This is a genomic window from Desulfosediminicola ganghwensis, from assembly GCF_005116675.2.
GTDB classification, from domain to species: Bacteria; Desulfobacterota; Desulfobulbia; order Desulfobulbales; family Desulfocapsaceae; genus Desulfopila; species Desulfopila ganghwensis.
The window spans coordinates 2,178,875-2,203,719 of sequence record NZ_CP050699.1 but is presented as its reverse complement, the minus strand read 5'-3'; the positions used below and the strand labels follow the sequence as shown (position 1 = coordinate 2,203,719).

The window sequence follows — 24,845 nt, the reverse complement described above, 5'->3', positions numbered from 1 at the left end:
AACATTCTATAAGCAGAGAAACAATCTATCCCCTCGGCTCTTTTAAAAAACTGCAATCCAGGCGGTGAGGATTCTCCTGACAGGCTGGCACATGCTCAGATAGATCTTCTCCTACAGAGGGGCTGTTTAGGCTTGATCAGGGTGGTTGACACCAAAGTGGAATTGTCCACAGCCCTTTGCCGTTGATGGAACAACTGTTCCAATACGCATTAAGTGAACCGTAACAGGAACTCGAGTGAATTTTCAGATTTGCTTAAATAGTTTACATTACAAATAATAGCCTCTATCATTACGATAAAGTGTATTGCTGTTGGTTATCTATCAAAGACTTCATGTAGGTCTATATCTCTACGGGTGCTTCAAGCTTTTACTTATTTAAATATAATTCAAAAGCAAGTTAGGAGTAGGATGAACAGAGATACGTTAGGTAAGTTCGTAAAGGAAGAAGTTGGTCTACTGGCTGGTTTGATAACTCTTGCCTGTTTTCTACTTTTGGGCAAGGCCTCGCTGACCAACATGTCAGGTGCGGTTTTACCAACAGCCTTTTTCTTCTGGCTTTTCCTTATCATGCTGTGGTTGTCTTTTGGTGTGGTCAAACATGCTGACTGCCTGGCAATTAAGCTTGGTGAGCCCTATGGCACACTCATTCTTACACTTTCAGTAATCAGTATCGAGGTTGTGATGATCTCAGCAGTTATGCTAACAGGGGATCAAAACCCGACCCTCGGTCGCGACATGATGTTTGCTGTATTGATGATAGTACTCAATGGGTTGATCGGCATTTCATTACTTTGTGGAGGTTTACGCCATTTAGAACAAGTCCATAATCTTCAGGGTGCCAATACCTTCCTCACTGTTCTCATTCCACTATCGGTTCTGAGCCTCATCCTGCCAGATTTTACCCTTGCCACTGAACGGGGGACATATTCTACTACTCAGATGATTTTTGGTATTCTTGCCTCTGTTTCACTCTATGGTACCTTCCTGGCAATACAGACCATGCGTCATCAAGGGTTCTTTATGATACCAGGTGGTGACCCGGAAGGTGAGCATGACCATGGCAACCTGGTTATTCGCTCAGTGCCATATCACGCGTGTCTGCTGCTTCTCAATATGCTGCCTATCGTTTTACTTTCAAAAAACATGGCAAAGATTATCGATTACAAGATTGTAGCATACAATGCTCCAATGGCCCTTGGAGGTGTTTTGATTGCGGTGCTGGTTCTTGCACCTGAAGGTGTTGCGGCCATTAAATCAGCCACCTCTGATAAACTCCAGCGTTCAGTCAATATTTGCCTTGGCTCGGCCCTTGCCACTATAGGCTTGACTGTACCGGCAATTTTGCTGATTGGTCTTGCGACCGGCAGCAAAGTGGTTCTTGGTCTTGGTCAGGTGGACATGGTTTTACTAATCACAACATTGGTTGTTTCTATCGTGACCTTTTCCAGTAACAAGACAAATATAATTCATGGAGTGGTTCATCTGATTCTTTTTGTTACGTATTTAGTCATGATCTTCGACTAGGTTTGCAAACGAGAGGATGATAAAAAATAAATCGATTTACTGTAAAGTTTTTTGTTCAACATTTCATGGTGTCAAATTCTTCGATCGAAATTAGAGTCGTCAATTACGTATGCTAGTAAAGTCTGATCTCTTCTGATCACCCACGACCATTTAATTTACTAGCTCACCCTGTATCACAGAATGTCGGTTCAACAAGTCAAGGGAAAATACACCCATGAGTAATTCCAATATGCCGCCAACTCCCCCCCCCTCTGCCACCCTTCGCTTTGGTCTGCCCGAACAGGTTTTACTCAGCGTCTTTTTGGGTATTATCACTGGTCTATTTTTTGGTGAACAAGTGGGGTGGTTGAAAATTGTAGGTGAAGTTTTTATTCAATTATTACAGATCACAGTAATCCCTTACATTTCTCTGGCATTGATCACCGGAATAGGATCTCTCCACTATGAGGAGGTGAAATCTCTGGCTATCAAGGGTGGAAGCATCCTGCTCGTTATCTGGGCGATAGCGGTTTCATTGGTGATACTCATTCCAATAGCATTTCCTTCCTGGATTACATCGTCGTTTTTCAGTACAAGTCAAATTACTGAGCCAGTTCCATTTGATTTCCAGCGACTTTTCATTCCCTCAAACCCTTTTAGCTCCTATGCCGAAGGTGCTGTTCCTGCCATTGTTATCTTTAGTATTTTGCTTGGTATTGCTCTTATTGGACTTTCACAGAAAATAAAGGTACTGGAGCCCCTGACGTTGATTCAACAGGCTACCATGAAGATCACCTCCATTATTTCAAAACTCAGTCCGATAGGCGTATTTGCACTTATGGCAGATATGGCAGGAACAACGGATGTAGCGGACTTTGCTCGACTGCAGGTGTATGTTGTTATTTACTCAGCAATTTGCCTCATTCTGGCCCTCTTTGTTTTACCTGGACTGATTACAGTTTTTACACCCTTTCGTTATCGACGAATCATCTCCGAACTGCGAACTCCTTTAATCACTGCTTTTGCAACCGGGAGTTCTCTAATTGTGTTACCTCAGCTCATAGAGCAGTGTAAAAAAATTATCAATGCGGCCGAATTACCATCAGTTTCGCCGGATGATGCTGATTCATCGGTCGAAGTCTTAATCCCGACCTTTTATACTTTCCCCAGTGTCATGGGGGTACTCTCACTATCATTTCTTCTTTTCGGTGGGTGGTATATCGGTTCGGAGGTTTCTGCATCTTCCTATCCTCTGCTCTTTGCTGCCGGAGTACCCGCTTTGTTTGCTGGCACAATAAAGACTATACCGTTTTTGCTGGACCTCATGCATCTCCCCGCAGATCTTTTTCAGGTCTTCGTCTCTGTTGATGTAATAACCTCACGTTTTGGAACGCTGTTATCTGCGATGCAATATGCAACAATTGGTTTGATCGGTACCATGCTGTTGTTACGAAGAACCTATTTCAACTGGCGCCAGCTTGTACAGGTGACTGTCATAAGTATCTTGCTCATTACTGCAATCTTACTCGGAGTTCGCTGGTTATATTCTACCTTTATTGTTGTTCATTATACCAAGGACAAAGCCCTGCAGAGTATGCAATTTTGGGGTACTCCTCAACCGTTCACTATCAGATACGACCATGACGGTGGTGTCACTGAAACAGATGCAAAACCAGCAAATTCTGAGCAGATAGTTGAAAGAGGGGTGTTGAGAGTGTGTTTTCAACCTGACGAATATCCTTCATCGTTTTTCACGGATGAGAATCGCTCTCAACTCGTAGGTTTTGATATTGAGATGGCGCACAGGCTTGCAAAGAAATTTGGCTTGCCTCTCGAGTTTATAGCAACCGAATCAGAACAAGAAGCAGCACAGTTCCTTAATAATAGTGCATGTGACGTATATACACGGAGTGTGTCCGTTTCCTGGCAAAAAACAAATCAATTTTCATTGACATCGACAGTTTATGTCTCATCTTTGGGCCTGATTGTACGAGATCATAACAGAAATGATTACCTGAACTGGCAAGAGATATTACTTAAAAAAGAGTCTTTCACTGTGGCTGTTGAAAATAACATCAGCAACTTATCCAAGCTTTCAATGGCCCTGCCAAAGGCAACAATTGTGCCCATTCAGAATAGAGAAGAACAGGTGAGGATGCTTGAAAACAATCTCGATAGTGTTGATGCAATACTGGATTTAGCTGAGGAAGGTGCTGCTGTGACATTGCTTTACCCGGCCTTTACTCTTGTAGTACCTAAACCTGTAATCAGAGAACCCGTTGTTTATGCTGTTGCCCGTGACAATAAACAGTTGCTTCTGGCAATAAACGCCTGGCTGCTCAACGAGAAATCGTACGGAGTGGTTGATGCACTATATAACCACTGGATGTTGGGTGATGCGATGAAGCGTGATAAATTACCCCGGTGGTCTATTCTTCGGGATGTTTTGAAGTGGTGACGCGATGTACGATGATTTTTATGGGCTATTGTCGAGGTATGTTTCTGCCAGATACGACATACGTGAATTATTTGGTAACCTCAACCGTAACGCTGGATTGTGAGCATTGAATTTTTTATTGCCAAACCGAAGGTTATCCATGTTGTCTTCCTCTTGAAGTTAACGTGTTTCCTGCTTATCTTTGGCAGCGCCGTTAGCGATCAAGAACAACAAGGCGTTAGGCAATGTATAAGATTCACGACAGTGTAGGTCATTCCTCTGATATTAAATAATTTCGGCTGGGGTAGGTTATAGGATCTTCAAAGCTCGGACTGAATAGAGATATACTCTGACGCAATAAAAGCAGATGCGCAAACACGTGAACGAATCTCCCCCATCATTGCCGCCAAGGATTATCCTACCCAATGAGCGACACACGATAACTGCAGGCAATTGAAAAACGTCCGCAAACACGACCGGACAAATTCAGGAAACGAAAAAAGCCCTTCCAGCATGTTGCTGAAAGGGCTTTCTATCTAAATGGTGCCGAGACCAGGAATCGAACCAGGGACACACGGATTTTCAAGCCGTTGCCCTACCGACTGAGCTATCCCGGCACCGCGTATAGTGTGTAACGCGTTGGGTGGGTATGCCATTTACAAAACATCTGCGAGGGTGGTTATAAATTGGCCCCGGCAACAGGTATCAGTCATGCCGGACAAACGATTGTACGCCATCGACTACCAGCTCTTTTAGGAACCATAACTTTTTCAGAGATATAACTGCATATTCCTTTTCGGGTTTAATATTGTCACCAAACCATATAGTAACATCCTCAAGAACCGTACTTTGATACTTCTCCGGGCATGAAGGTTTTCCCAAGCGAACCGCCGGGGTGCAGGCAATAACCTGCCTTCCACCACATCAGCCACCTGCCGAATGAGTAAATTCAAGCCAAACAGTTATATCGCTTCCTTTCTTTTTTACGTATTCCAGTGCTTCCGGTGATACAACAAACATTCTCACTCCAGCGGTTATGTACCCCCGAGCCAGGTGGCGCCCTAAACAGGGCACCACCACAACTCCACGAGTCACTCTGTATCTCGATTTCGTTCTAACCTTTAGGCACCGGTATACCTTCCTCGTCCCAGCCCCTGGTTTTGTAGTAATTCCCCAGAAGAATGGTCATATTTTCCTCAGAGATCACCCGGCCAGATTCAGGCAAGACCTCTCTGGCAAACCGCTTGGGCAGTCTATCATCCTCAACGGTCAATCCCTCACGGATATTGAACAACCTGGTGTTATCAGTGATACGTCTTGAAATAGCTACCATGGCTTGTTCACTTAGATCAAGACCGGTTACTCCTTTTACCATGGTGGCCAACTCCTGCCACTGGTACATGTCGCGGTAGAATCGACAGAGAATCAGCGTATCAAAAAAGGTGAGCCGGTCTTCCCATTCAACGAACATCTCAGACTTGCCCTGAATTTTCTCGGGGTCGCTCATTCCGGTAATTTCCGGTTTATAGAAGGTCGCCCGCAGATGACAGGCGCCACGGGCGGAGGTGCCGTAGGCAAGCCCCATACCTTTCAGAACCCTCGGGTCGTACCCGGCCGGTTCCAGTCCCTTGACATGGATTGCTTGATCCACCATGTCCCACTGCTCCGCAGCCACCTTGATGCCATCGGCCAACACATCGCCATAGCCCTGCCGATAGGCAATGTCCCGCAAGAGTCGGGCAATTGCCTCGGTATCTCCATAGCTCAGATCCAGCTCGATACGACCCTGAAGCACGGCTTCAATGGCCAACCCCACCAAATTACCTGCGGTGATGGTGTCCATACCCAACCGGTCGCAGAGGTCGTTGAGATAGAGGATATCCTCAATGTTATCCACTTCGCAGAGGCCACCAAAGGCGTAAATGGTCTCGTACTCCGGTCCTTCGACGGTCAGGCCTTGATGTTTCCCGCTCTTGACCGTCGACAGGCGCCCGCAGGCCATGAAACATTTTCTGCAGGCATTGGGTCTGACCTCGCACCGCTCATGCAAGGCGGTGGCGTTGATATTTTCCCGATGTTCGCTCTGCCCTTTCGACCAGTACCTGGTCGGAAATGCCCGGGCCTCATTGAGCACGTCGACCATCATTGGGGTGCCGAGCTTTTTATACGCCTTCACCCCATTGTCGGTCTTGCTTCTTTCCGACAACTCCCGGGCAAATGCGGCCACCAGTTTAGGATCAGCCACCTCGGCTTTCTGCCTGCCGTGAAAAGCGATGGCCTTGATGTTTTTGGCACCCAGCACGGCGCCGGCGCCGGTTCGTCCCGCAGATCGCCAGTAGTCGTTTTCAATCAAGGCAAACGTCACCCCGTTCTCGGCGGCCGGACCCACCACCGACACCCCGCATTTTGGTGTCTCCGGTCTGTTAGCGGAAATCCACTGTTTGATTCGGTCCTCGGTGGCATAGGTGTCCAGGCCACGCAGCTGCTCCGCCGAATGGAACCGCACGGTGTCATCCGATACTTCCACCCACACCAGCTCTTCTGAGCGCCCATGGAAAACAATGGCGTCGTAGCCGGTCGCGGCGATGTATTCGGCCACGGTTCCACCGGAGTAGGACTCTGCATAGAAACCGGTCTGGGGGGATTTGGTGAACACCCCGTACCGGCAGGAACCCCAGACCCGTGTCGCCGCCACAGGCCCGACAGAGAAAATAAGGTGGTTATCAGGCCCCAGAGGATCCACCCCCGGGGGGTTGAGCTGCATCAACAGGTGACTGGCCAAACCCTTGCCACCCATTTGCTCACGCAGCAGTTCATCTGTGATTTCAATTGACTCAAAGCTGTTATCAGTAACATCTATTTTCAAAAGTTTATTATAGAATCCGTACACAAGCCCTCCTCCCCGCTAAAGAACACGCCGATAGATGTTTTCAGCATCTTCCTGCTGAAGCGTCCTCGGATTATTGGCTAAAAGGCGTGTAACCTTCATCACTCCTTCCGCCAAACCCGGTATATCCTCGTCCTTCACCCCATACGCAGTAAGGTTTTGGGGTACATTGAGGTCATCCGCCAGCTGTTTGACTGCAGCCACTCCGAGTTCTGCCAGCTTTCGCTGGCTCATGCCCTTTTCGCCTTCCCCGAAAATTTTCGCAATTTCAGCAAATTTCTCTATATTTCCTATGAGATTGAACTCCATCACCGGTGTCAGCATGATGGTGTTGGCGATACCATGGGGAATATGGAACTCTGCACCTATCGGATAGGCAAAGGCATGAACGGCGGTCACCCCGGCATTGGCAAAGGCCATGCCGGCAAGCATGCTGCCCTCGAGCATCTTCTCTCGCGCCTCGATGTCCTGCCCGTTGGCGTAAGCTGTCCTGATATTATCGAAAATCAGCTCCATCGCCTTGACTGCCAGCATATCCGTGGTTGAGTTGGCGTTGATCGAGGTATAGGCTTCCATGGCGTGAATAAGCGCATCCATGCCGGTGGCAGCGGTCACCGCAGGCGGCAGACCGACCGTCAACTCCGCATCGAGCAGCGCGCAATCAGGAAAGAGATGTGAGCTGACCACTCCTTTCTTCAGTTTTTCTTGATGATCGGACAAAATGACGATCGGGGTAACCTCGCTGCCGGTGCCGGCAGTGGTCGGAATCAGCACCATGGGCAGACCAGGCTTTTTCACCAGATCGATACCGAAATATTCTGCCACGCTGCCTGGGTTGTTGACCATTACCGCAACGATTTTGGCGATATCCAGGGAAGAGCCGCCACCGATACCGATAATGCAGTCAACACCTTCTGCCTGTACCAGCTGCACGACTTCATTGACCAGTTCATAACGGGGATCAGCCTCGACCTTGTCGAATCTGGCACATTGCAACCCTCCTTCACTCAGGAGTTCCTCCAGGCGCTCGATGATGCCTGTGGCCACCAGGCCGGGATCAGTGACGATCATCGGTTTGCTGCCCCCCAGAGCGGCTATTTCCTGAACGATATTATTGATTGCACCGGCTCCCATGACCAGGCGCTCGGTGGTACGAAACATCTTTATATTTGACATAACAGCATCTCCTGACACACCGCCCGGAGATTGGCGCGATGTGCATGTCGTAAGGGGCCATATTCAAGCACCTCTAGCAGACAGCATAAGCTGCCCGCATTGAGAAGTGCTCACATATGCCCAAATTATTTGAAATACCTTTGATACAGATAAGCCGTGAAACCGTGTATCAGGTCTGGTCGAATTTCCTCTGTTGCGAGTGTTTCAACCAGCAATGCCAACCCTTCTGGCTTGACGATGGATATGCCGTCAAACAGCGCCTCTTGCAATGAATCGCTATGGGTTGGAACCAGGATTGGCTTGGGCATGATTTCAGTGCTATAACCTTTCTTTATCAATAGATTCACCAGATGACTTACTCGCCACAAATTGCCGGTACACTTGGCAAGGGATTCATCACCGGCCATAAGAGTCTCCTGCTCTACCCGAATCGCTCCGGGTAACGTAGCCTTGCCAATGACAAAGATCCCTTTCGGTGACAGGACCAAAAAACTCACATGGATCAACTCCAGGGTGAAGCCACAGAGGATGGTGTAATCGTCACCCAGTTTGCTGAGAGCCTCGACAATCTTTTTTTCTCCCTGCAAGTGACGCGCGTGGTCGGCTTTCTTGAAATACCGCTTCCACCAGTTTGGGTTTTTCCTGTTGGATGCGAAATAGACCAGGACCAGAATCACCAGTACGGCGCATACCAAAGAGACCATATGCTCCTGCCACTTCTGATCAGACACCAGCATGAAACCGATGAGGGAAAACCCAACTATGACTATCAGGGCTACCTGGGTGAGCGGAACCTTCTGCTCCTTGCCCTGTTGATACCCGACAATTTGTGCCATTCGATCAGTTCCTCATGTTTCCTTTCAATGCTTCAGCGACTTGCTTTTCAATATTCTCAGGTGAATCGCAGGGAAAGATCGGATCTTCCTTCTCGTACGCCTTGGGAAAACTGCTGAGGTAAATCAAGAAAGTAAGAAGAATTGCTGAGCCCAATCCCCAGGCGGCGCCTCGGGTGGCAAGGATTGCGCCAGCGACGCCGGCAATGCCGAGGTCGTTGAATCCCCGCGACTTCAGCACACCAACCCGTACACTCACATAGCCTTGAATCAGCATGGTGGAGGCCAGACCGACTCCGAGGATCGGTTTCACTGTGGAGACGATCGGGGCAAGAAAATAACCGGTCCAGGTTCCCATGCGGAAGGAACCGGCGCCGCCATTGATGGAGTCCATCGCTCTCGGACCATGCTTGTACCGCTCACACACCACAACCTGCATTGCCGCCCAGAGAGGGCCACACATGGAAATATCCGGTCCGAGGAAACTCATAATGCTGTTACGGACACCAAAAATGATGTGGGACCTGTTGGGATTGTAGTCGACATTCTCATCGGGACGATATTTCTGGGCGTCATCGAGCAGAGCCTGTGACTGAATTACATCACCGAAAACAACTATATAGCAGCTGATCACCATGGGCAGACCGGTAATGAACATCTCCAGTGGGGGAAACGGGATATTGCCAAATACGGTGAAGTCCCTGAACAGGCCTGCAAAATCAGGGTGGGTGATGATGCTGCCGTCGTAAGTCGGCCACGGTAGCTCGCCAAGCAGTGGTCCGACGAAAATTGCCAGGGCAAGCGCAGGCATCATGCCGAGGTTACCAAGGTAATACATGAACTTGTTCTTACGCCTGAGCTTCTTGAAATGCTCTGAAAACAACAGATAAAAGGCGATACCTATGCAGATGGTAATGGTCCATGGATTGGAGTCAAAACTCTTCAAGCCCTCGCCCGGCTTAAAGACCAGCATGACCGCGGAAAAGCCGGCCCCCAGCAAGATGGCTGACTGCACGGCATTGGGAATAAGGGAGACAAAACGCTTCGCCAGACCGGTCACCCCGAGAAAGACACAAAACACTCCGAAGGTGAGCTGAAAGGCAATAAGTGCCTGCATCCGCGCAGCCCCGGGCGCGAAGGTTTCAACGTAGGCAATCAGCAGTGGAATTGCGGGGGTTATCCAGCCCGGAATCACGGGATCACCGAAAGTTACATGAGCCAGGTACAGCGTTCCGTTGATAATGACGATTGCCAGTGCGACCTCGAAGGACATCCCCAGTTTACCCGTCAGTACCGGTATAATCGCAAGGCAAACCGTGCACATCAGCAGCCCCTGCAGATAATCGGCTATTTCGAATCGGTAGTGGATGAAAGGCAAACGGAAGGTTAACGACCCCATACGTATGCCCGGTTGGCATGCACCATATTCTCTCTTTGCTTTCATGTACAATCACTCCTGGTTAAACGTGAATAATTGTCCTGCTTGAATTTCATCAATTCTCCGCGCAGAGAACCCGGCTATCGTGCCGGTGGTTACAAGTAAAGCAAGAAGCGCGCCCGGAGTGTACATTTTTGTCATTTTCAGTCATTCCTTGAAAATGAGACTGGATTTGGCCCAACCAACCTGATACACGGATCCCTTGAATGGTCATTCAGAAAGGGAATATCCAGCAGATTGGCAATCATTTGCCATAACTGGATAAAAGTGACATCATCCACGTTCCACCCCACCGTTTTCGATGAGAAACATGTTTTGTCAGGAGGAGGTGAAAGGGAACAGTGAAATATCGAAAGGAGATGGCTTTCAACAGAGGAAGAATATTCGACAACCATAGCAATTCACCACAAAATTGATGCTGTTTCGCATCAACCACACTCATTTTTCACTCTAAACAGCTATCAAACAATTTGGTTTTCCCTTCTATCGAAAGGAATGCCAAGACACCGATGCTTATCCGCATCGCCTGATGCCGACCGGCATCAGGTGATCACCCGCAAAACTGTATCCCGAAACGGTTGGCCTTGCGGACCACCGTCGACTGGTTGATACCCAGCGCTTTCGCTACCTTACGGGAACTGCCGTGCTTGTCTATGGCACCTTTAAGCAGCCTGCACTCAAACTCCTCAAGCGCCACCTTGAATGGTTTCTCCCCGTGGGCCACGGAGGCAACTGGTGAAAGCAGAGTTCTCAGCCGGGTTGGCAGGGCTTCGACCGTTATCACCTCTCCCTGTGCCATAATAAGCAGCTGCTCCACCATATTTTCAAGTTCCCGCACATTTCCCGGCCAATCGTAACCGACCAGGACCTCCAGCGCCTCCGTGGTGATCTGCTTGCTCAACCCCTGTTTTTTGTTGTGCTTGCGGAGAAAGAAATAGACAAAGTGACTAATGGCCTCTTTCCTTTCACAGAGGGGAGGAATAACAACCGGCACCACATTGAGCCTGTAGAAGAGATCTTTTCTAAAGAGCTTCTCACGGACCATCTGCTCCAGATCCCGGTTCGTTGCTGCCATGATGCGAATATCAACTTTCTTGGGCTTGGCTCCACCTATACGGACGACCTCCCTCTCCTGCAGCACGCGTAACAATTTTACCTGCAGCCCCATCGGCATCTCCCCTATTTCATCAAGAAAGATGGTTCCTCCGTGAGCGAGTTCAAAAACACCAGCCCTGCCCTCCTTGCTCGCTCCGGTGAAGGCTCCCGGCGCATACCCAAACAGCTCCGACTCCAAGAGATTTTCTGGGATTGCCGCACAACTGAGCTTGACAAAAGGCCTATTCCGCCGCGCTCCGTGGCGGTGAATAATCTCGGAAACGACCTCTTTGCCAACACCGGAATCCCCTTGGATCAAAACGGTGGAGTCCACCTCGGCAAGCTTTAAAGCGAGTGTATACACCTCCTTCATTTTCTTCGACTTTATGACAAAATCCTTCTGATCATCAGCGTGCATACGCAGCTGCTGGATTTCTATCTCATATTGCGACTGCAGCTGTTCCATCTTGCTAATCTTTTTCTGCAACTGATTCAACTCGGTTACATCTCGTACGTTGGTCACCACCCGAAAGATGTTGCCATCACCGTCAAAGACCGGATTTCCTGTCACCACGACCGTCTTGCCAGTCTTCATGATATGCTGTACGATTGTGACAGGCATTTTTTCCCGAAGAACCCTTAAGGTGACAGATTCATCATAAATGCCCTCCTCAACCAGGCTACTCATGGTCCTGCCAACGACTTCTTCTCTGGTGACACCTGTTATGCGCTCATAGGCCGTATTGACTTTCAGAGTTGTACTCTCCCCGTCGGTCACAAAAATGCCATCAAAGGAAGAATCAATGATCGCCTTGAGTTCCTTGGAAATATCAGTTATTCGATCCAACTCTGTGGACATCGACTCGTAGTCGGTTATGTCACGCAATATAGCAAAACCTCCGATCATTCTCCCGTCATGACGAATGGAGGTCCAATTTGCCACATAGATGGTGTCGCTTTGCCTGAACTTCTGAATCAGCTTGAAATCATTGTTCTTAAGGAGGGTTTTGGGCGAGGTCGGCCCAAACATGTTTGTTATTGCTTGCCCGAGAACGTCTTCTCTTTTGGCCTTGAACTCTTTGCAGGCCGCAGCGTTAACAACAACCACCCGGCACTGATTGTTGATTATGACGATTGGCTCATCGACACAGTCAAGCAGCGGGTCGAGCAGAGCAAAAATATGATCGGGAGTATTGAGGAGAAATACATCGAAGTCAGAACGCCTCAGCAGGCCGGCAATTTGGTCTTCATCATACACCACCCAGCGATCAAATGGTTCATTGACAAGTGAGTCGATCGGTACATTCGAGAGAGTACTGCCGACAGAACTTCGGGTCATGCTGCCGACATTAGCGTCAGGCATGGCCCCAGCCGCCAGCGCCGCGACAACATCATCGCGCGTGACAACTCCTACCGGGATGCCATCGCTCGTTTTGACAACAATCTCCCTATCCCGGTTTTGGTCACACTTTTTCGCAGCATCCCGAAGTGTTGCATCAGCAGACAGGAACACTATCCTGTCATGCATAATATCAAGAACATCCATCCCTCCCTCCTTCACTAAGCGAACCGGCAGGTCAGTTCCCAAACTGTTTCCCCACGCCCTTTCCGGCTAAGTAACACCAATTTAAGAAAAAGGTCAAATATCGATTCTACGCTCGGAAACACGGACAGAGAAAGAGAGGCAAATAGAACAGATCGACTGTTGTTATGCTCATCGCTGGGGTAATACAATAAGTGCAACAGACTGAAGGGTGAAAAGTGAGTGAGTTGACGATATGGTTTCAGCTCTCACACCTAACCACGGTATTTCATGAACAATCACAACAAACACTATCACCAACTCACTCAAGAGCAAAGATGCCGAATTTACGGCTTGGGTATATATAGGCTCAGCGTGAATTGGAAATTTCCGGAGTCCGAGTTAACATACTTGGACACAGGAGATTTCAATGAAAAAGAAGCGATACACCAGGGCTTCGAGGGTAACCTTTGCTTTAAATTCGGCTGAAATTTCCTTCTCTTGGTCATGAGTGAAGTCCTTTTTGATGTTTTGACTCCACCTTAACTACTGGTCCAATTTTCCGCACCCACTTCTGTTTGTTATAACTGTACTGCTATTTTGCTTTGATGAATGTATGTTCTTACAGGAACATTACATAATTTGGGGAAAACATTCCGGTATCTTACTTGGGAGGCAACACTGTTGTAATGCCTGACAGTAAAGTACTGTCTCTTCTATCCTTTAAAGAGTGCTGGTTATTCTCACTCAATGTGGGGTCGCCAAAAACGTAATCATACTAATTAGTTTTATGTATCTTTTTCGAGATTCTTCTTGCGCTGCAACAGTCTGATAAACGTTAAACCAACAATCAGACAACCGAGAAACGGCATTTCATTAACCACTTCGTGTATTGCCGTAGGTTCAGGAAACGTATATTTCATTAATACGGGAGCACCAAAACATACTGCAGCAACGAAACTTCCTAACATCAGCTCCTTAATTCCGCCAGTATCAAGAATTATCATAGCCCGCCCCTCTTCTAACCAATTATATTTCTGCAGATCTTCCACACATCTGCAATAGCATAGGTTGCCCAACCGTTTTCTTGAGTCAGTTCTATAACCGTAACATTCTCCAAGCAGAGAAACAATCTATCCCCTCGGCTATTTGAAAAAACTGCATTCATGCGGTGAAGATTCTCCTGACAGGCTGGAACATTCTCAGGTATAGCTTTTCCGACAGAGGGGCTGTTTAGGCTTGATCAGGGTGGTTGATACGAAAGTAGTTTCTTTCACCGCCTCTGATCGAAAATGGAGCAATTTTCCAGCGAGAAGGATCTGGACATTATCAGGAACAAGGTAAACCGAGGTGAAGAATCCACGGCAATGTATTGCCAGGATAAATCTATTGCTGTCTCCATCGAGGATGGCTGCCCCATCTCCTTCAATCGTTCCGGGGTGGTTCGAGCTGATGATACTGCTCCAAAGCCAACGAGACACACCCTGTTGTGCAGGGGATATACATCACTTTTCAAGCTTGAGTCTACTTCAAACTGTTTGAAGATGGTCCGGATCGGCGCCCCCCATCTCTTTGGTCGTACGCAGCTAATAGCTTTAGCAAACTGTCTTAGCAGTCCTAATGCAGCAGGGCTGTTGGTCGAGTTTTCACCCAATGGCCAACTTTTATTAAAGCCTAGAAATCAGAATTTTTCTTTGAGAACATACAGAAGAGGCTATATAATTTTAACGACTGTGGTGTATTAGGCCGAAGGGTAATTAGCGAACATTGCTCGAAAGTGCATCTATCCGATAATACGATATTTACCCAACTAGAAATCATCGATTCATGTCCGCCAATCAGGTTTCGGCTTAATAATTGCGAAAGGCCGAAAAGGTGGCTCTAAAAATTCAATATCCCAGATAGTGAATGCTGGTGCACAACATGTTCGTGGTGGACGCATATGACTACACATGACTCGCATGCAGGCCAGGATCAACTGACAGAGTGAAAGCTCAATATCCCAAAATCTTGAATTCTTATCTCCTGGATCAGGGGAGCCAATTATGGAGAGCAGGCACAAACTTGTACTCCTGCGGCACGGGTTAAGTGACTGGAACCAGCAGAACCGCTTTACCGGTTGGCAAGACGTAGACCTTGCCGAAGCCGGAATCGCCGAGGCACATAAGGCTGGTGCTGCCTTGCGCGAGGCGGGATACCGGTTCGATGTCGCCTACACCTCTTTACTCAAGCGAGCTATTCGAACGCTATGGATCGTTTTGGACGAACTCGATCGGCAGGTCCTGGTCGACCGACCGGATATCCATGGACGTGAAGCCATCCTGAAGATCCATTCCAGAAATGTGATTTTTGGTCCCGATGTCGACCTCGGCAAAATCGCCGGTCGCACACCGGGTTTTGTCGGGGCGGACCTGGCCAACATTATCAATGAAGCTTCTCTCAGAGCGCAGGGTGTCTTGAATGATCTGGCCCATATCCTTTTTGAAAAGGAAAGCGTGCAGGGAGAGGAGCTGAGGAAGATGCTGTCAGTAGCCCCATCGGGAATGGCGAACATATCTCCCGAGCAGCCATCCTCGAACAGCGCCGGAAAAAGCGATAATGAAAATGTTGACCATTCTGGAAACACAGAGAAATCCACGTAACCCCCTGATGGGCTGAATGCGGGAATCGTCCAGTTGGGAAAACAAATGCCCGCAAATATGGAGGTTCATTATGGCAATAGTACGATGGGATCCATGGCGAGAAATTGAGGATATGGTCGAACGCTACACGAGAGCTGTAGGGCAACCTCGAGCGGGAAGCCAAGAGGTTATTGCTGCAGGGGATTGGGCTCCCCGTGTAGACATCATTGAGACCGATAAGGCATTCGTAATCAAAGCAGAAATTCCCGAGGTAAATAGAGAAGATGTCAAGGTTACAGTAGACAATGGTATCTTGACGATTCGGGGGGAGAGAAAACAGGAGATAGAGGAGAAAGGAAAAAAAATCCATCGAATCGAACGATCTTTCGGAATCTTCACCCGGAGTTTTACCTTGCCCGACAATGTCGATGAAAAGAACATCAAGGCTTCGTTCAAGGATGGCATGCTGAACCTGCAGATTCTGAAGACTGAGGAGGTAAAGCAAAAAGCCATTGAGATTAAAGTAGAGTAACAAGAAATGAATTCTAACTATCAATAGGACCTGGGAAAAGCACTTGCTTTTCCCAGCCGGTTCACTGCTGAACGTTTACAAGCCGATAACGTAAGATCATATAAACTCTCTTGTCCAGCTATCAGGATGGCCAACCAACTCAAAACAATGGATTCTCCATTTCCAACTGAAGCATTACAGGACAGCCATGACATTGTCAGCTTTTCGCATATTTTATTCCCTTTGCGAGAGCTTGAAGTGAAGCACAACAGTGAGCACTAAGCATTGCGTCGCATACAAGATGCTCCAATAAAATGGGAATGGCTGCATCGACAGTGAGGGTCTAAAGGTCATATTTGCCCAAGTGGTTAAATATGACCTTTAGCCTGTGGGTGACGACACACATTCAGAGGAGGCGGCATAAGTGAATTATACTAAAAATGCAGAGTGATGGGGTGTAGAGAGAGCTGGTATCGGGCACTTAGCATGGGAATTGCTGAACTAAGATTATAGGTACACTTCTGCTGCATCTCATGTGGAAGACAGGTTCTGCCATGAGTATTCAGATGAGTCCTCTGCACGACAGCCTGATCGTGCGAAGATGGGGTGCTGCTGAACGCATACGATCGTCTCACCTTTCTTTATTTGAGGAGAATACAATGAGTGATAAAAAAAAATTACAGGAAAAGCTTAAAAACGATGTTGAACTGGCACAAGTCAAACTTGCTGAGTTCAAAGCTAACATCAAAAGCGTAGCAGGTAGTGTTTGATCCGAAAATGTCGGACGTATTGATTTGCTGGAACAGAGAATTGAAGAAGCAAAGCAGCGGTTGCTCGAATTGAATCGGACTCAGGACAGTGTGTCGGAGCAAATTATGGAAGGGGTTGAGGATACCTGGAAAGCATTGCAGGATTCCCTTCAAGATGTCATCTCCACTTTTGAAGGGCATCATTAATGCTGCCCGTGAATGCCGAAAATATCACATAATTGTGGTAGCTGGTGATATTGTCAGTGAAATTCTCACCCATGCAGAGAGCCAGAAGGCCGATATGATCATTGTCGGGACCCATGGCCAACAGACACAGGGTGAAATTGTTCTCGGCAGTATCTCCGAACAATTTCTCAGAAAGGCTCCATGCCCGGTATTGGTTATAAATCCATATAGGTAGTCAAGTGCTGAGAGAGCAAGAGCTGCCTTGAATGTCACTCAGGACAAACTACAAGTAATCCAGCTAACCGTAAACGGATGCGGATCCAGAAACTGAAAACTAGCTTTTTGAAAGACTATGAGATGATAACTGGAGTATTCAAACTGACTGAAGGAGGCGGACCATGAACCCCGAACGATACCTGCCCCGGTCTCTACCAGCTTCGCTTAAAGGGCTGACGGACTTGGCGCTGGATCTGCGATGGAACTGGAATCATTGTGCCGATGTTCTATGGCGGGCAATTGATCCGGAGATCTGGGAAGGTACGGAAGATCCATGGCTGATTCTGGAAAGTGTTTCGAGAATGCGGTTGGAAACGTTGGCTGCCGATCCAGCCTTTATGGAGGAACTTCGGAACCAGCTGGCGTATCGACAGGCGTATATGAGACAGCCCACATGGTATGATGAGAGGTATGGAAGTGATCGCCTGGGATCTGTGGTCTACTTCAGCATGGAATTCGGTTTAAGTGATGCACTGCCCATCTATTCGGGCGGTTTGGGTGTGCTCGCAGGGGATTTCCTCAAGACTGCAAGTGATCTGGGTATTCCCGTGGTGGGTATTGGACTGCTCTATCAGCAGGGGTATTTTCGTCAGGCGCTTGACACCAATGGGGTACAGCTGGCATTTTTTCCGTTCAACAATCCCACCATGCTGCCGGTGCTCCCTCTCCAGGGCCCGGATGGCGAATGGCTACGGGTCAGTGTCGAACTGCCCGGCCGGACACTGCATTTACGTGGCTGGCTGGCGCAGGTTGGAAGAGTTCCTCTGTATTTGCTCGACAGTAACGATCTGCTCAATGCGCCGGGCGACCGTGGCATCACCGGTGAATTGTATGGTGGCGGAACCGAAATGCGCCTGCGACAGGAAATCGTTTTGGGTATCGGCGGCTGGCGGTTGCTGGACGCACTGAAGATATCACCTTCGGTATGTCATCTCAATGAAGGGCATGCCGCTTTCGTCGTGCTGGAGCGAGCCCGCCGGTTTATGGATCAGCATGATCGTTCATTCAGTATTTCTTTTCAGGCAACCAGGGCTGGCAATATATTTACAACCCATACGCCCGTAGCAGCAGGTTTTGATCGTTTCCCACCAGGGCTTATGACGCAATATTTTTCCGAATATACGAAGACGCTCGGCATATCCATGGAAGCTCTACTCTCGTTGGGATGTTCACGGGAGGCCGAGAACCATGATTCCTTTAACATGGCATATCTCGCACTCCGGGGCTGCGGTAGGACAAACGGCGTCAGTCGCTTGCACGGAGAGGTGAGCCGTCAAATTTTTCGTCCCCTCTTTCCCCGTTGGCCCCAACAGGAAATCCCCATAGGACATGTCACAAACGGTGTGCACGTGCCATCGTGGGATTCTGCGGCTGCCGATACGCTCTGGACTGAACGGTGCGGCAAGGGCAGCTGGTTCAGCACCCTGGAAACCGTCGAGTATGCCTTGAAAAACGTTGACGATGAAAAATTGTGGACTATGCGCAATGAGGCACGCCAACCGCTCATTACAGCGGTGCGCCGTCGTCTAATTTGCCAGCAGGAAGCTTGCCGCCTGTCTGAAAAAGATCTTCGGCAATGCCGTGAGACGCTTGATCCGCATGTGCTGACAATCGGCTTCGCTCGCCGCTTTGCCAGTTACAAGAGACCAGGGTTGCTACTTACCGACCCGGAACGATTGACCCACCTACTCACGCACCCACAGCATCCTGTTCAGCTTATTATTGCCGGTAAGGCACATCCTCAGGATGAAGAAGGAAAAAGGCTGGTCCGCGAATGGAGTGAGTATTTGCGCCGACCGGAAGTGCGTGAGCATGGAGTTTTCCTTGAGGATTATGATATGGGCCTTGCTGCTGAACTGGTCCAGGGTGTTGATCTGTGGTTGAATACACCTCGCCGGCCCTGGGAAGCCTGCGGTACCAGTGGAATGAAGGTGCTGGTTAACGGAGGGCTCAACTTGTCCGAACTTGATGGCTGGTGGGCCGAGGCCTATGAACCTGGAGTAGGTTGGTCACTTGGTGATGGAAAGGAGCACGATCACGATCCCGCCTGGGATGCCAAAGAGGCTGAAGAATTGTATATGCTGCTGGAGGAGGAAGTGGTACCGGCATTCTACACCCGCGACGAACGCGGCATTCCCACGGCATGGGTGACCAGAATGCGGCATAGCATGGCACGACTGACGCCACTATTTTCCTGCAATCGGATGGTGCGAGAGTACACCAGCGATTACTATGTGCCGGCAGCAGCGGCGTATCAACGGAGGGCCGCAGACAATGGTAGTCTTGCAACCGCCCTGGATGAGTGGCATCTTACTCTTCTTAGTCACTGGCAGCAGCTGCGTTTTGGGCAATGCACTGTCGATGAGTCTTCCGTGCGAAACCTGTTTCTCGTTGAAGTCTATCTGGGTGAGGTGCATCCGTCAGCAGTTAGGGTTGAATTGTATGCTGACCCGCTGTCACCTGATTCGAATCCCGTCCGCATAACCATGGATCGTGGTGAGAGGCTATCAGGGTCTGTTATCGGCTATCAATATCATGCAGTTGTATCAAAAGGGCGATCTGCACAAGACTACACTCCGAGAGTGATACCATATCATGCGGATGCCTCAGTGCCTGTAGAAATCAATTTTATTCTCTGGCGGGAATGATGCTTCCATAAGAAGTTGAATACTGGGGCCATTCTGGGTGCAGCATTGCTTGCTTCAATATGACATACTGTGGGCATGCTAAGGATGCCTAAATTATCGGTTAAATAGTGGCCGATAATGGCTGTACTGACATCGTTATTACCCCTGTTCCAAGTGGCTTGTGCTGGGACAAGATGCTCCATCCAATAACGCGATTAATATAGCCATTCCGAATGACTGAAGATTCCACCGAATCTTGAAGTTGAAATGGCTACTGTGCATCGCCGGTTCTGATCCGCAAAAGCCTGGGATCGGCTTTCCACCTCCGTCCACCTGAAGAGCATCAGGAAACATCTCTTAATAATGGATCTGTCAATGGCCTGTTATTGCCAGAACAAATCTTGAATTTGATACCCCATATAGGCAACTACTGCATACTATTAAGACGGAACCTGATTAGCCGACATTGCATAGGCGTTCTGGAGAGCTATAGTGATGAATTAGCGTCATATAATCCCAGGCCTATGTCGGGTAATCAACGTACTCCTTAATAAAACCAAAGGAAGCTCATTGTATACTCGTTAGCTGCTCATTGGATCAAGGTTGAGAGAAATCACACCAATCATGATAATACCGATGCTGATAATTTTTTTAATGGTAATAGGTTCCTTGAAAATTACAGTTCCAATGATTGTGATTGCGGTAATTCCTATGCCAGACCAGATGGCATAAGCTATACCAAGATCTATTTTTCTTACAGCAAGGCTCATCAACCAAAAAGAGATGCCATAGAAGAGTAGAACACAAAGAGACGGAAGCGGCCTTGAAAAGCCTTCCGAGAGCTTTATGAAATATGTTCCTGTAACCTCAAGTAGTATTGCGGCGTAAAGATAGATCCAGCTAACGATTGTCAGAGACATTAAGAATACCTTTGGTCAAATCCATTTCTGTTGAAGAATCCGTAGAAAGTGCCGACATAAGACTAAAAACAGTAAACGAAACAATAAGTCCCGGCCACAAAGGATCTATGTTGAAAACTGTGGAATTAAAATGCAGGTATTGCCCAAGGTACCAGACACAAACAATCGCCAGGGAAATTGTCATGCTCCAGAATGCTGCCTGACTATTCGCACGCTTCCAGAAAAAAGCCCCTATTGTTGGGAAAAAGAGCCCGGCAGAGTTGATTGTGAAAGTCATGACCAAGAGTGAAATAATACTTTCCGAGTACCATGCGATTAGTGCTCCTGTTGTACCTACCATCACAGAACTGAATATACCTAAACGCAATACTTTTTGAGAATCCGCTTCAGGGTTAATGAAACGTTGGTAAATGTCTCGTGTTATATTTGCCGAAGCACTCAAAATACAGGCGTCTGCAGTTGACATAATGGCTGATAAGATGGCTACCAGCATCAGCCCTTTAATACCGATAGGAAAAACTGTGATGATAAGTTGAACCAGGGCCGCTTCTCCACCAGGCTGATCCGGAAATAACAATCTGGCACTCATGCCTAGAAAACAAACGGAGAAGGCAATACAAAGTACAGCAAATCCTGCTATCAATGTTCCGTTTCTTGCACTCTTTTTAGATTTAGCGGCGTAACAGCGTGTATAACTGTCCATGGAAGTGAAAAAGGTGAGTATAATACTTGTAATCATTGCAAAAATAGTACTTACACCCCATGTGTCGAGTTCAAAAAAGGTCGGAGAGAGATTGGTGGTAAGCTGACTTAGACCTCCCACCTTATTCCAGGTGAGTGGGACAGCGAACAGTGAAATTCCCAAAAGCACCAGAAGAGCCTGAAACCTATCCGTTTTCTCAACAGCGAAAAAACCACCAAAAGACGTATAACTGATGGTTATAACAGTTGCTATGACAAACGAATAACCAAGGGATATGTTGGTTATGGTTGTTATTATATGTGCTGCCGCAAGGAGTTGAGTCGCGGTATATCCAATGTATGCAACAATTGTTGTAACAGTACTGACTAATCTGCTCCTTGTATCGTACCGTTCTTCTATCAGGTCCGGATAGGTAATATGGCGAAACTTGTCTCCCATCTCTTTAACTCGCCCTGCAAATGTAAGTGAGAAGACAATAAAACCAATAAACATGGCAATTGAATACCAGAGTGAGGAAATTCCCATTTCATAGGATTTTTCTGCAGTACCCAAAATGCAGGCCCCACCGACCCAGGAAGACATCCACAATGCTCCTAGTGACAGTGTTCCAACGTTTCTGCCGCCAACATAGTAATCATCGGTATTTTTCTGCTTTTTGTTGGCAAAATAGCCAATGACTAACAGTAAACAGAAGTAGAGAAGAAGAATGAGGTAATCAAATGATTGCATGGAACTCTGCTCGAATCTGATACGAGTTGCAGGAGCACCAGCAAACCGTCAATAAAGAGCGGCTTGCTGGTGAGAAAAAAACGCGGTTATGCACTTTGGGCTACAGTATCAGCATCAAAGACCGGTTTTGCAAAGTTACGTCTATAAACGATGAACGACATAATCGCACCCATAACGGCAACACCAGTTAAAAAGTAAAAAATGATGGTGTAACCGTCGTTCCCGTGGGTGTCGAGCCAATGACCAAACATTGGTGAAAAGAAGAAATCCGGAGTGTACCCTATGATCGAAGCCAGTCCTATGGCTGTACCTGCAACTTTGACAGGTATTCCAGACTCTTGAATTACCGAGAACACGATGCCGTAAAGCATTAAGCCTATAGCTCCCGGAATAAGGGTATAGATACTAATGGATAATGTACTCATCGTTGAAGGCAGGAACATTACTCCGAATATGCTGATAGCAAGAAGTGAAAAAAGAACAGTAAAAAGTTTGGAGGTTGAGTGCAGGACTCGGTCAGCCAGATACCCGCCTAATGGTGCAAGCAGATAGAACAGGTAGCTTCTGATAATGGAGAATGCACCAGATTCCTCCACAGACAAACCGACAACCTGGGTGAGATATGGGGTAAAATAGGATGTACTTGAGTAAATAGCATATCCCGCAAAAACAATAAAAGAAAAACACCACAGCATCGGGCTCTTAACAAGATCCTTTATGACAGAAAAATCAAATTTGTCTTCTTCGGCTGTTTGAACTTTCTCGTCAGTTACAAGAAACATCACCATCACAGCAGAAAGAAGAATACAAATCGACATTGCTACCACTGCATAGAAGAGGCTCTGCTTGGGGTCCTGACCAAAAGTAAACGCCTTTAGGGCTATACTATTGACGATGGCAGCGGTTACGCCATTCCCGGCATAGTAGATGCCATATAACCGTGCCTGCTCATTACGGTTTCCGGCCATCCCTATCGCCTTGATCAGCGAAGTCCAGAAGACAAATGCTGTAGTCAAAGCAAAGAGAAACCAGATAACAAGTGCCATAGAGTAGCTGAAGGTGAAGCCATACAAAAATCCCAGGCCCGAAGTGCCCAAGAGGGAATATGCTATAGCTTTTCGAGGCGAGATTCGGTCTGTAATCAACCCACCTGGGATATATGACAACATGCAGCCAATTGCATACATACTCAGCAAGAACCCGGATTGAGCATTGGTTATCCCCATCACTTGCAGTTGCGTATCATAAAAAACGTATTTGAGATAAGGAAGGGTATATATGGAACCTCCGGCTATGGACAATGCCAGAATACACAAGTACTTTCTAAAGAATGGACTCATAACAACCTCCTGATAAAGCAATCGTCATTTGTAAACTGTGAACAGTTTATGTCACGTCAATAATGAGGTGACGTGACACTCATTGATTTATTGACTCAATTGGCAATATTTTCAGTATTAACAGGCATATCTGGAAAGTCTGACTTGTTGGGAGCGAACAATCTGCGGGCAACTTCCCTTGTGCTTTCTCCGGTTCTTTTGGCTTCTTCAAAAACCTTTCTTGTCTGTTTACGTATGATATCCATGGTATCCTCCGCTATTGCGTTGGGTTCCGGGTTAACGAGTCCAAAAACAACAACTTCATAGATTCGGATACCACCCATGTTGGTAACAAAGTCGACACAAACATCAATACCCCTTTCCGCCAGCACGTTATCAGCCTGGAAAGTTACCGGGATGTTGGCTGCTTCCACGATGAGGGAGGCTTTTACTTTGTCCACGTTCTGTTCGTTGATTACGTCTTCCAGGGCAGCAGGAACTAAAATATCGCAGTCGATATCGAGCCATTTGTCATTCGAGAAAACGGTGTAATTCTCTTCAAATGCTGCCGGATCGAGCTCTCCTTTTGGCTTACGTGTTGCCACGAGTTTCTTGACATCCAGTCCCTCTTCACAGGTAACCAGACAGTTGGCATCAGCTATACCTACAACTTTGTAACCCCATTTATCGAGACAGTTGGCCATACTTGCACCGGCACAACCAAAACCCTGCAATACGACACGGGTACCGGTCGCCACGTTTCCTTTGAATTTCCATGCTTCATCAAGAGCGGCAGCACAACCGTAACCGGTAATCATGTCATACATGAGAAAACCGTCATAGGTCATCTTGCAGACATCGTCATGGTCCTGAATGCGTTTTTGCTGTACCGGATCGTTACGCATTGAGTTTGTCTGTGGAAGACCGATCCCGAAATCATCTAAAATTTCGAGGACATCACCATAATCAACGCCAAGATCTCCACCGATAGAAACCCCGCTGTTGATATATGGAATCATTGCCCTGAGGTATCGGCGCAAGACATCCTTGGCGTCCGGTGCCTTGTAGTCATAGGCAATTCCGCCTTTACAGCCTCCAGTTGTTTTGGATTCGCAAGCATTATACTTGTAGCCCATTGCAGTTGCTAAGCGGACGACTTCTTCTGCAGTAACCGTTGGATGCATCCTTGTTCCACCACCACAGTAGTTGTTCACAAAATTGTAGGCACATAGCCATCCCTTGGCATCGGTTTCAGTGTCATTCCATTCGACGAGAATATACGGTTTGTTTTCAGCCATTTGCTTTTTCTCCTT

Annotated in this window: 17 protein-coding genes and 1 tRNA gene; 6 read left to right on the top strand and 12 right to left on the bottom strand. The window is 47.6% G+C overall.

All coding sequences use genetic code 11. From position 1 onward, the window contains the following. The first annotated feature begins 408 nt into the window (after positions 1–408). Positions 409–1,524, top strand: coding sequence for a calcium:cation antiporter (locus FCL45_RS09295; protein WP_136799748.1), 1,116 nt, complete (start codon positions 409–411; stop codon positions 1,522–1,524). 214 nt (positions 1,525–1,738) lie between these two features. After that, entirely contained in the window at positions 1,739–3,961 is a 2,223-nt protein-coding gene (locus FCL45_RS09290) for a cation:dicarboxylate symporter family transporter (protein WP_136799749.1), read from the top strand. Positions 3,962–4,481: 520 nt separating this feature from the next. Here the strand turns inward: FCL45_RS09290 and FCL45_RS09285 are convergent. The 8 genes from FCL45_RS09285 to FCL45_RS09250 form a co-directional block, all read right to left on the bottom strand. Beyond that, positions 4,482–4,557 (bottom strand) — tRNA-Phe (locus FCL45_RS09285). 497 nt (positions 4,558–5,054) lie between these two features. Beyond that, positions 5,055–6,830: an aldehyde ferredoxin oxidoreductase family protein gene (locus tag FCL45_RS09280; RefSeq protein ID WP_136799750.1), complete on the bottom strand. Its 1,776-nt coding sequence runs from the start codon at positions 6,828–6,830 to the stop codon at positions 5,055–5,057. A gap of 15 nt (positions 6,831–6,845) precedes the next feature. After that, complete coding sequence (locus FCL45_RS09275) at positions 6,846–8,003, bottom strand: iron-containing alcohol dehydrogenase (protein ID WP_136799751.1); 1,158 nt, start codon at positions 8,001–8,003, stop codon at positions 6,846–6,848. A 125-nt stretch (positions 8,004–8,128) separates the two neighbouring features. After that, positions 8,129–8,839, bottom strand: a complete 711-nt coding sequence (locus FCL45_RS09270; protein ID WP_136799752.1) for an NERD domain-containing protein — start codon at positions 8,837–8,839, stop codon at positions 8,129–8,131. A gap of 4 nt (positions 8,840–8,843) precedes the next feature. After that, entirely contained in the window at positions 8,844–10,280 is a 1,437-nt protein-coding gene (locus FCL45_RS09265; RefSeq protein ID WP_136799753.1) for a hypothetical protein, read from the bottom strand. Between the two features lie 544 nt (positions 10,281–10,824). Next, positions 10,825–12,915 carry a sigma 54-interacting transcriptional regulator gene (locus tag FCL45_RS09260; protein WP_136799754.1) on the bottom strand — a complete coding sequence of 697 codons (2,091 nt, stop codon included), beginning with the start codon at positions 12,913–12,915 and terminating at the stop codon, positions 10,825–10,827. Between the two features lie 764 nt (positions 12,916–13,679). Further along, complete coding sequence (locus tag FCL45_RS09255; RefSeq protein ID WP_176360021.1) at positions 13,680–13,943, bottom strand: hypothetical protein; 264 nt, start codon at positions 13,941–13,943, stop codon at positions 13,680–13,682. Between the two features lie 150 nt (positions 13,944–14,093). Then, a complete protein-coding gene (locus FCL45_RS09250) occupies positions 14,094–14,372 on the bottom strand; it encodes a hypothetical protein (RefSeq protein ID WP_176360020.1) in 279 nt (92 codons plus the stop codon). A gap of 564 nt (positions 14,373–14,936) precedes the next feature. Between FCL45_RS09250 and FCL45_RS24995 the strand changes: the two genes are divergently transcribed. From FCL45_RS24995 to glgP, 4 genes are all read left to right on the top strand, one after another. After that, positions 14,937–15,533, top strand: coding sequence for a 2,3-bisphosphoglycerate-dependent phosphoglycerate mutase (locus tag FCL45_RS24995; protein WP_176360019.1), 597 nt, complete (start codon positions 14,937–14,939; stop codon positions 15,531–15,533). 70 nt (positions 15,534–15,603) lie between these two features. Then, a complete protein-coding gene (locus tag FCL45_RS09240) occupies positions 15,604–16,044 on the top strand; it encodes an Hsp20/alpha crystallin family protein (protein WP_073616346.1) in 441 nt (146 codons plus the stop codon). A gap of 903 nt (positions 16,045–16,947) precedes the next feature. After that, positions 16,948–17,193, top strand: coding sequence for a universal stress protein (locus FCL45_RS09235; RefSeq protein ID WP_136800036.1), 246 nt, complete (start codon positions 16,948–16,950; stop codon positions 17,191–17,193). A 163-nt stretch (positions 17,194–17,356) separates the two neighbouring features. Further along, complete coding sequence (glgP, locus tag FCL45_RS09230) at positions 17,357–19,882, top strand: alpha-glucan family phosphorylase (protein ID WP_176360018.1); 2,526 nt, start codon at positions 17,357–17,359, stop codon at positions 19,880–19,882. Positions 19,883–20,442: 560 nt separating this feature from the next. On the opposite strand, the gene FCL45_RS09225 is transcribed toward glgP, so the two are convergent. The 4 genes from FCL45_RS09225 to FCL45_RS09210 form a co-directional block, all read right to left on the bottom strand. Further along, positions 20,443–20,781: a DMT family transporter gene (locus FCL45_RS09225; protein ID WP_136799508.1), complete on the bottom strand. Its 339-nt coding sequence runs from the start codon at positions 20,779–20,781 to the stop codon at positions 20,443–20,445. Beyond that, on the bottom strand, positions 20,762–22,213 hold the full coding sequence (locus tag FCL45_RS09220) for a sodium:solute symporter family protein (RefSeq protein WP_136799507.1): 1,452 nt from the start codon (positions 22,211–22,213) through the stop codon (positions 20,762–20,764). The genes FCL45_RS09225 and FCL45_RS09220 overlap by 20 nt, the downstream gene beginning before the upstream one ends. An 86-nt stretch (positions 22,214–22,299) precedes the next feature. Beyond that, positions 22,300–23,553 (bottom strand): MFS transporter, encoded by a 1,254-nt coding sequence (locus tag FCL45_RS09215; RefSeq protein WP_176360017.1) that lies wholly within the window; start codon positions 23,551–23,553, stop codon positions 22,300–22,302. 95 nt (positions 23,554–23,648) lie between these two features. Next, on the bottom strand, positions 23,649–24,830 hold the full coding sequence (locus FCL45_RS09210) for a Glu/Leu/Phe/Val family dehydrogenase (RefSeq protein ID WP_136799505.1): 1,182 nt from the start codon (positions 24,828–24,830) through the stop codon (positions 23,649–23,651). Positions 24,831–24,845: the final 15 nt, after the last annotated feature.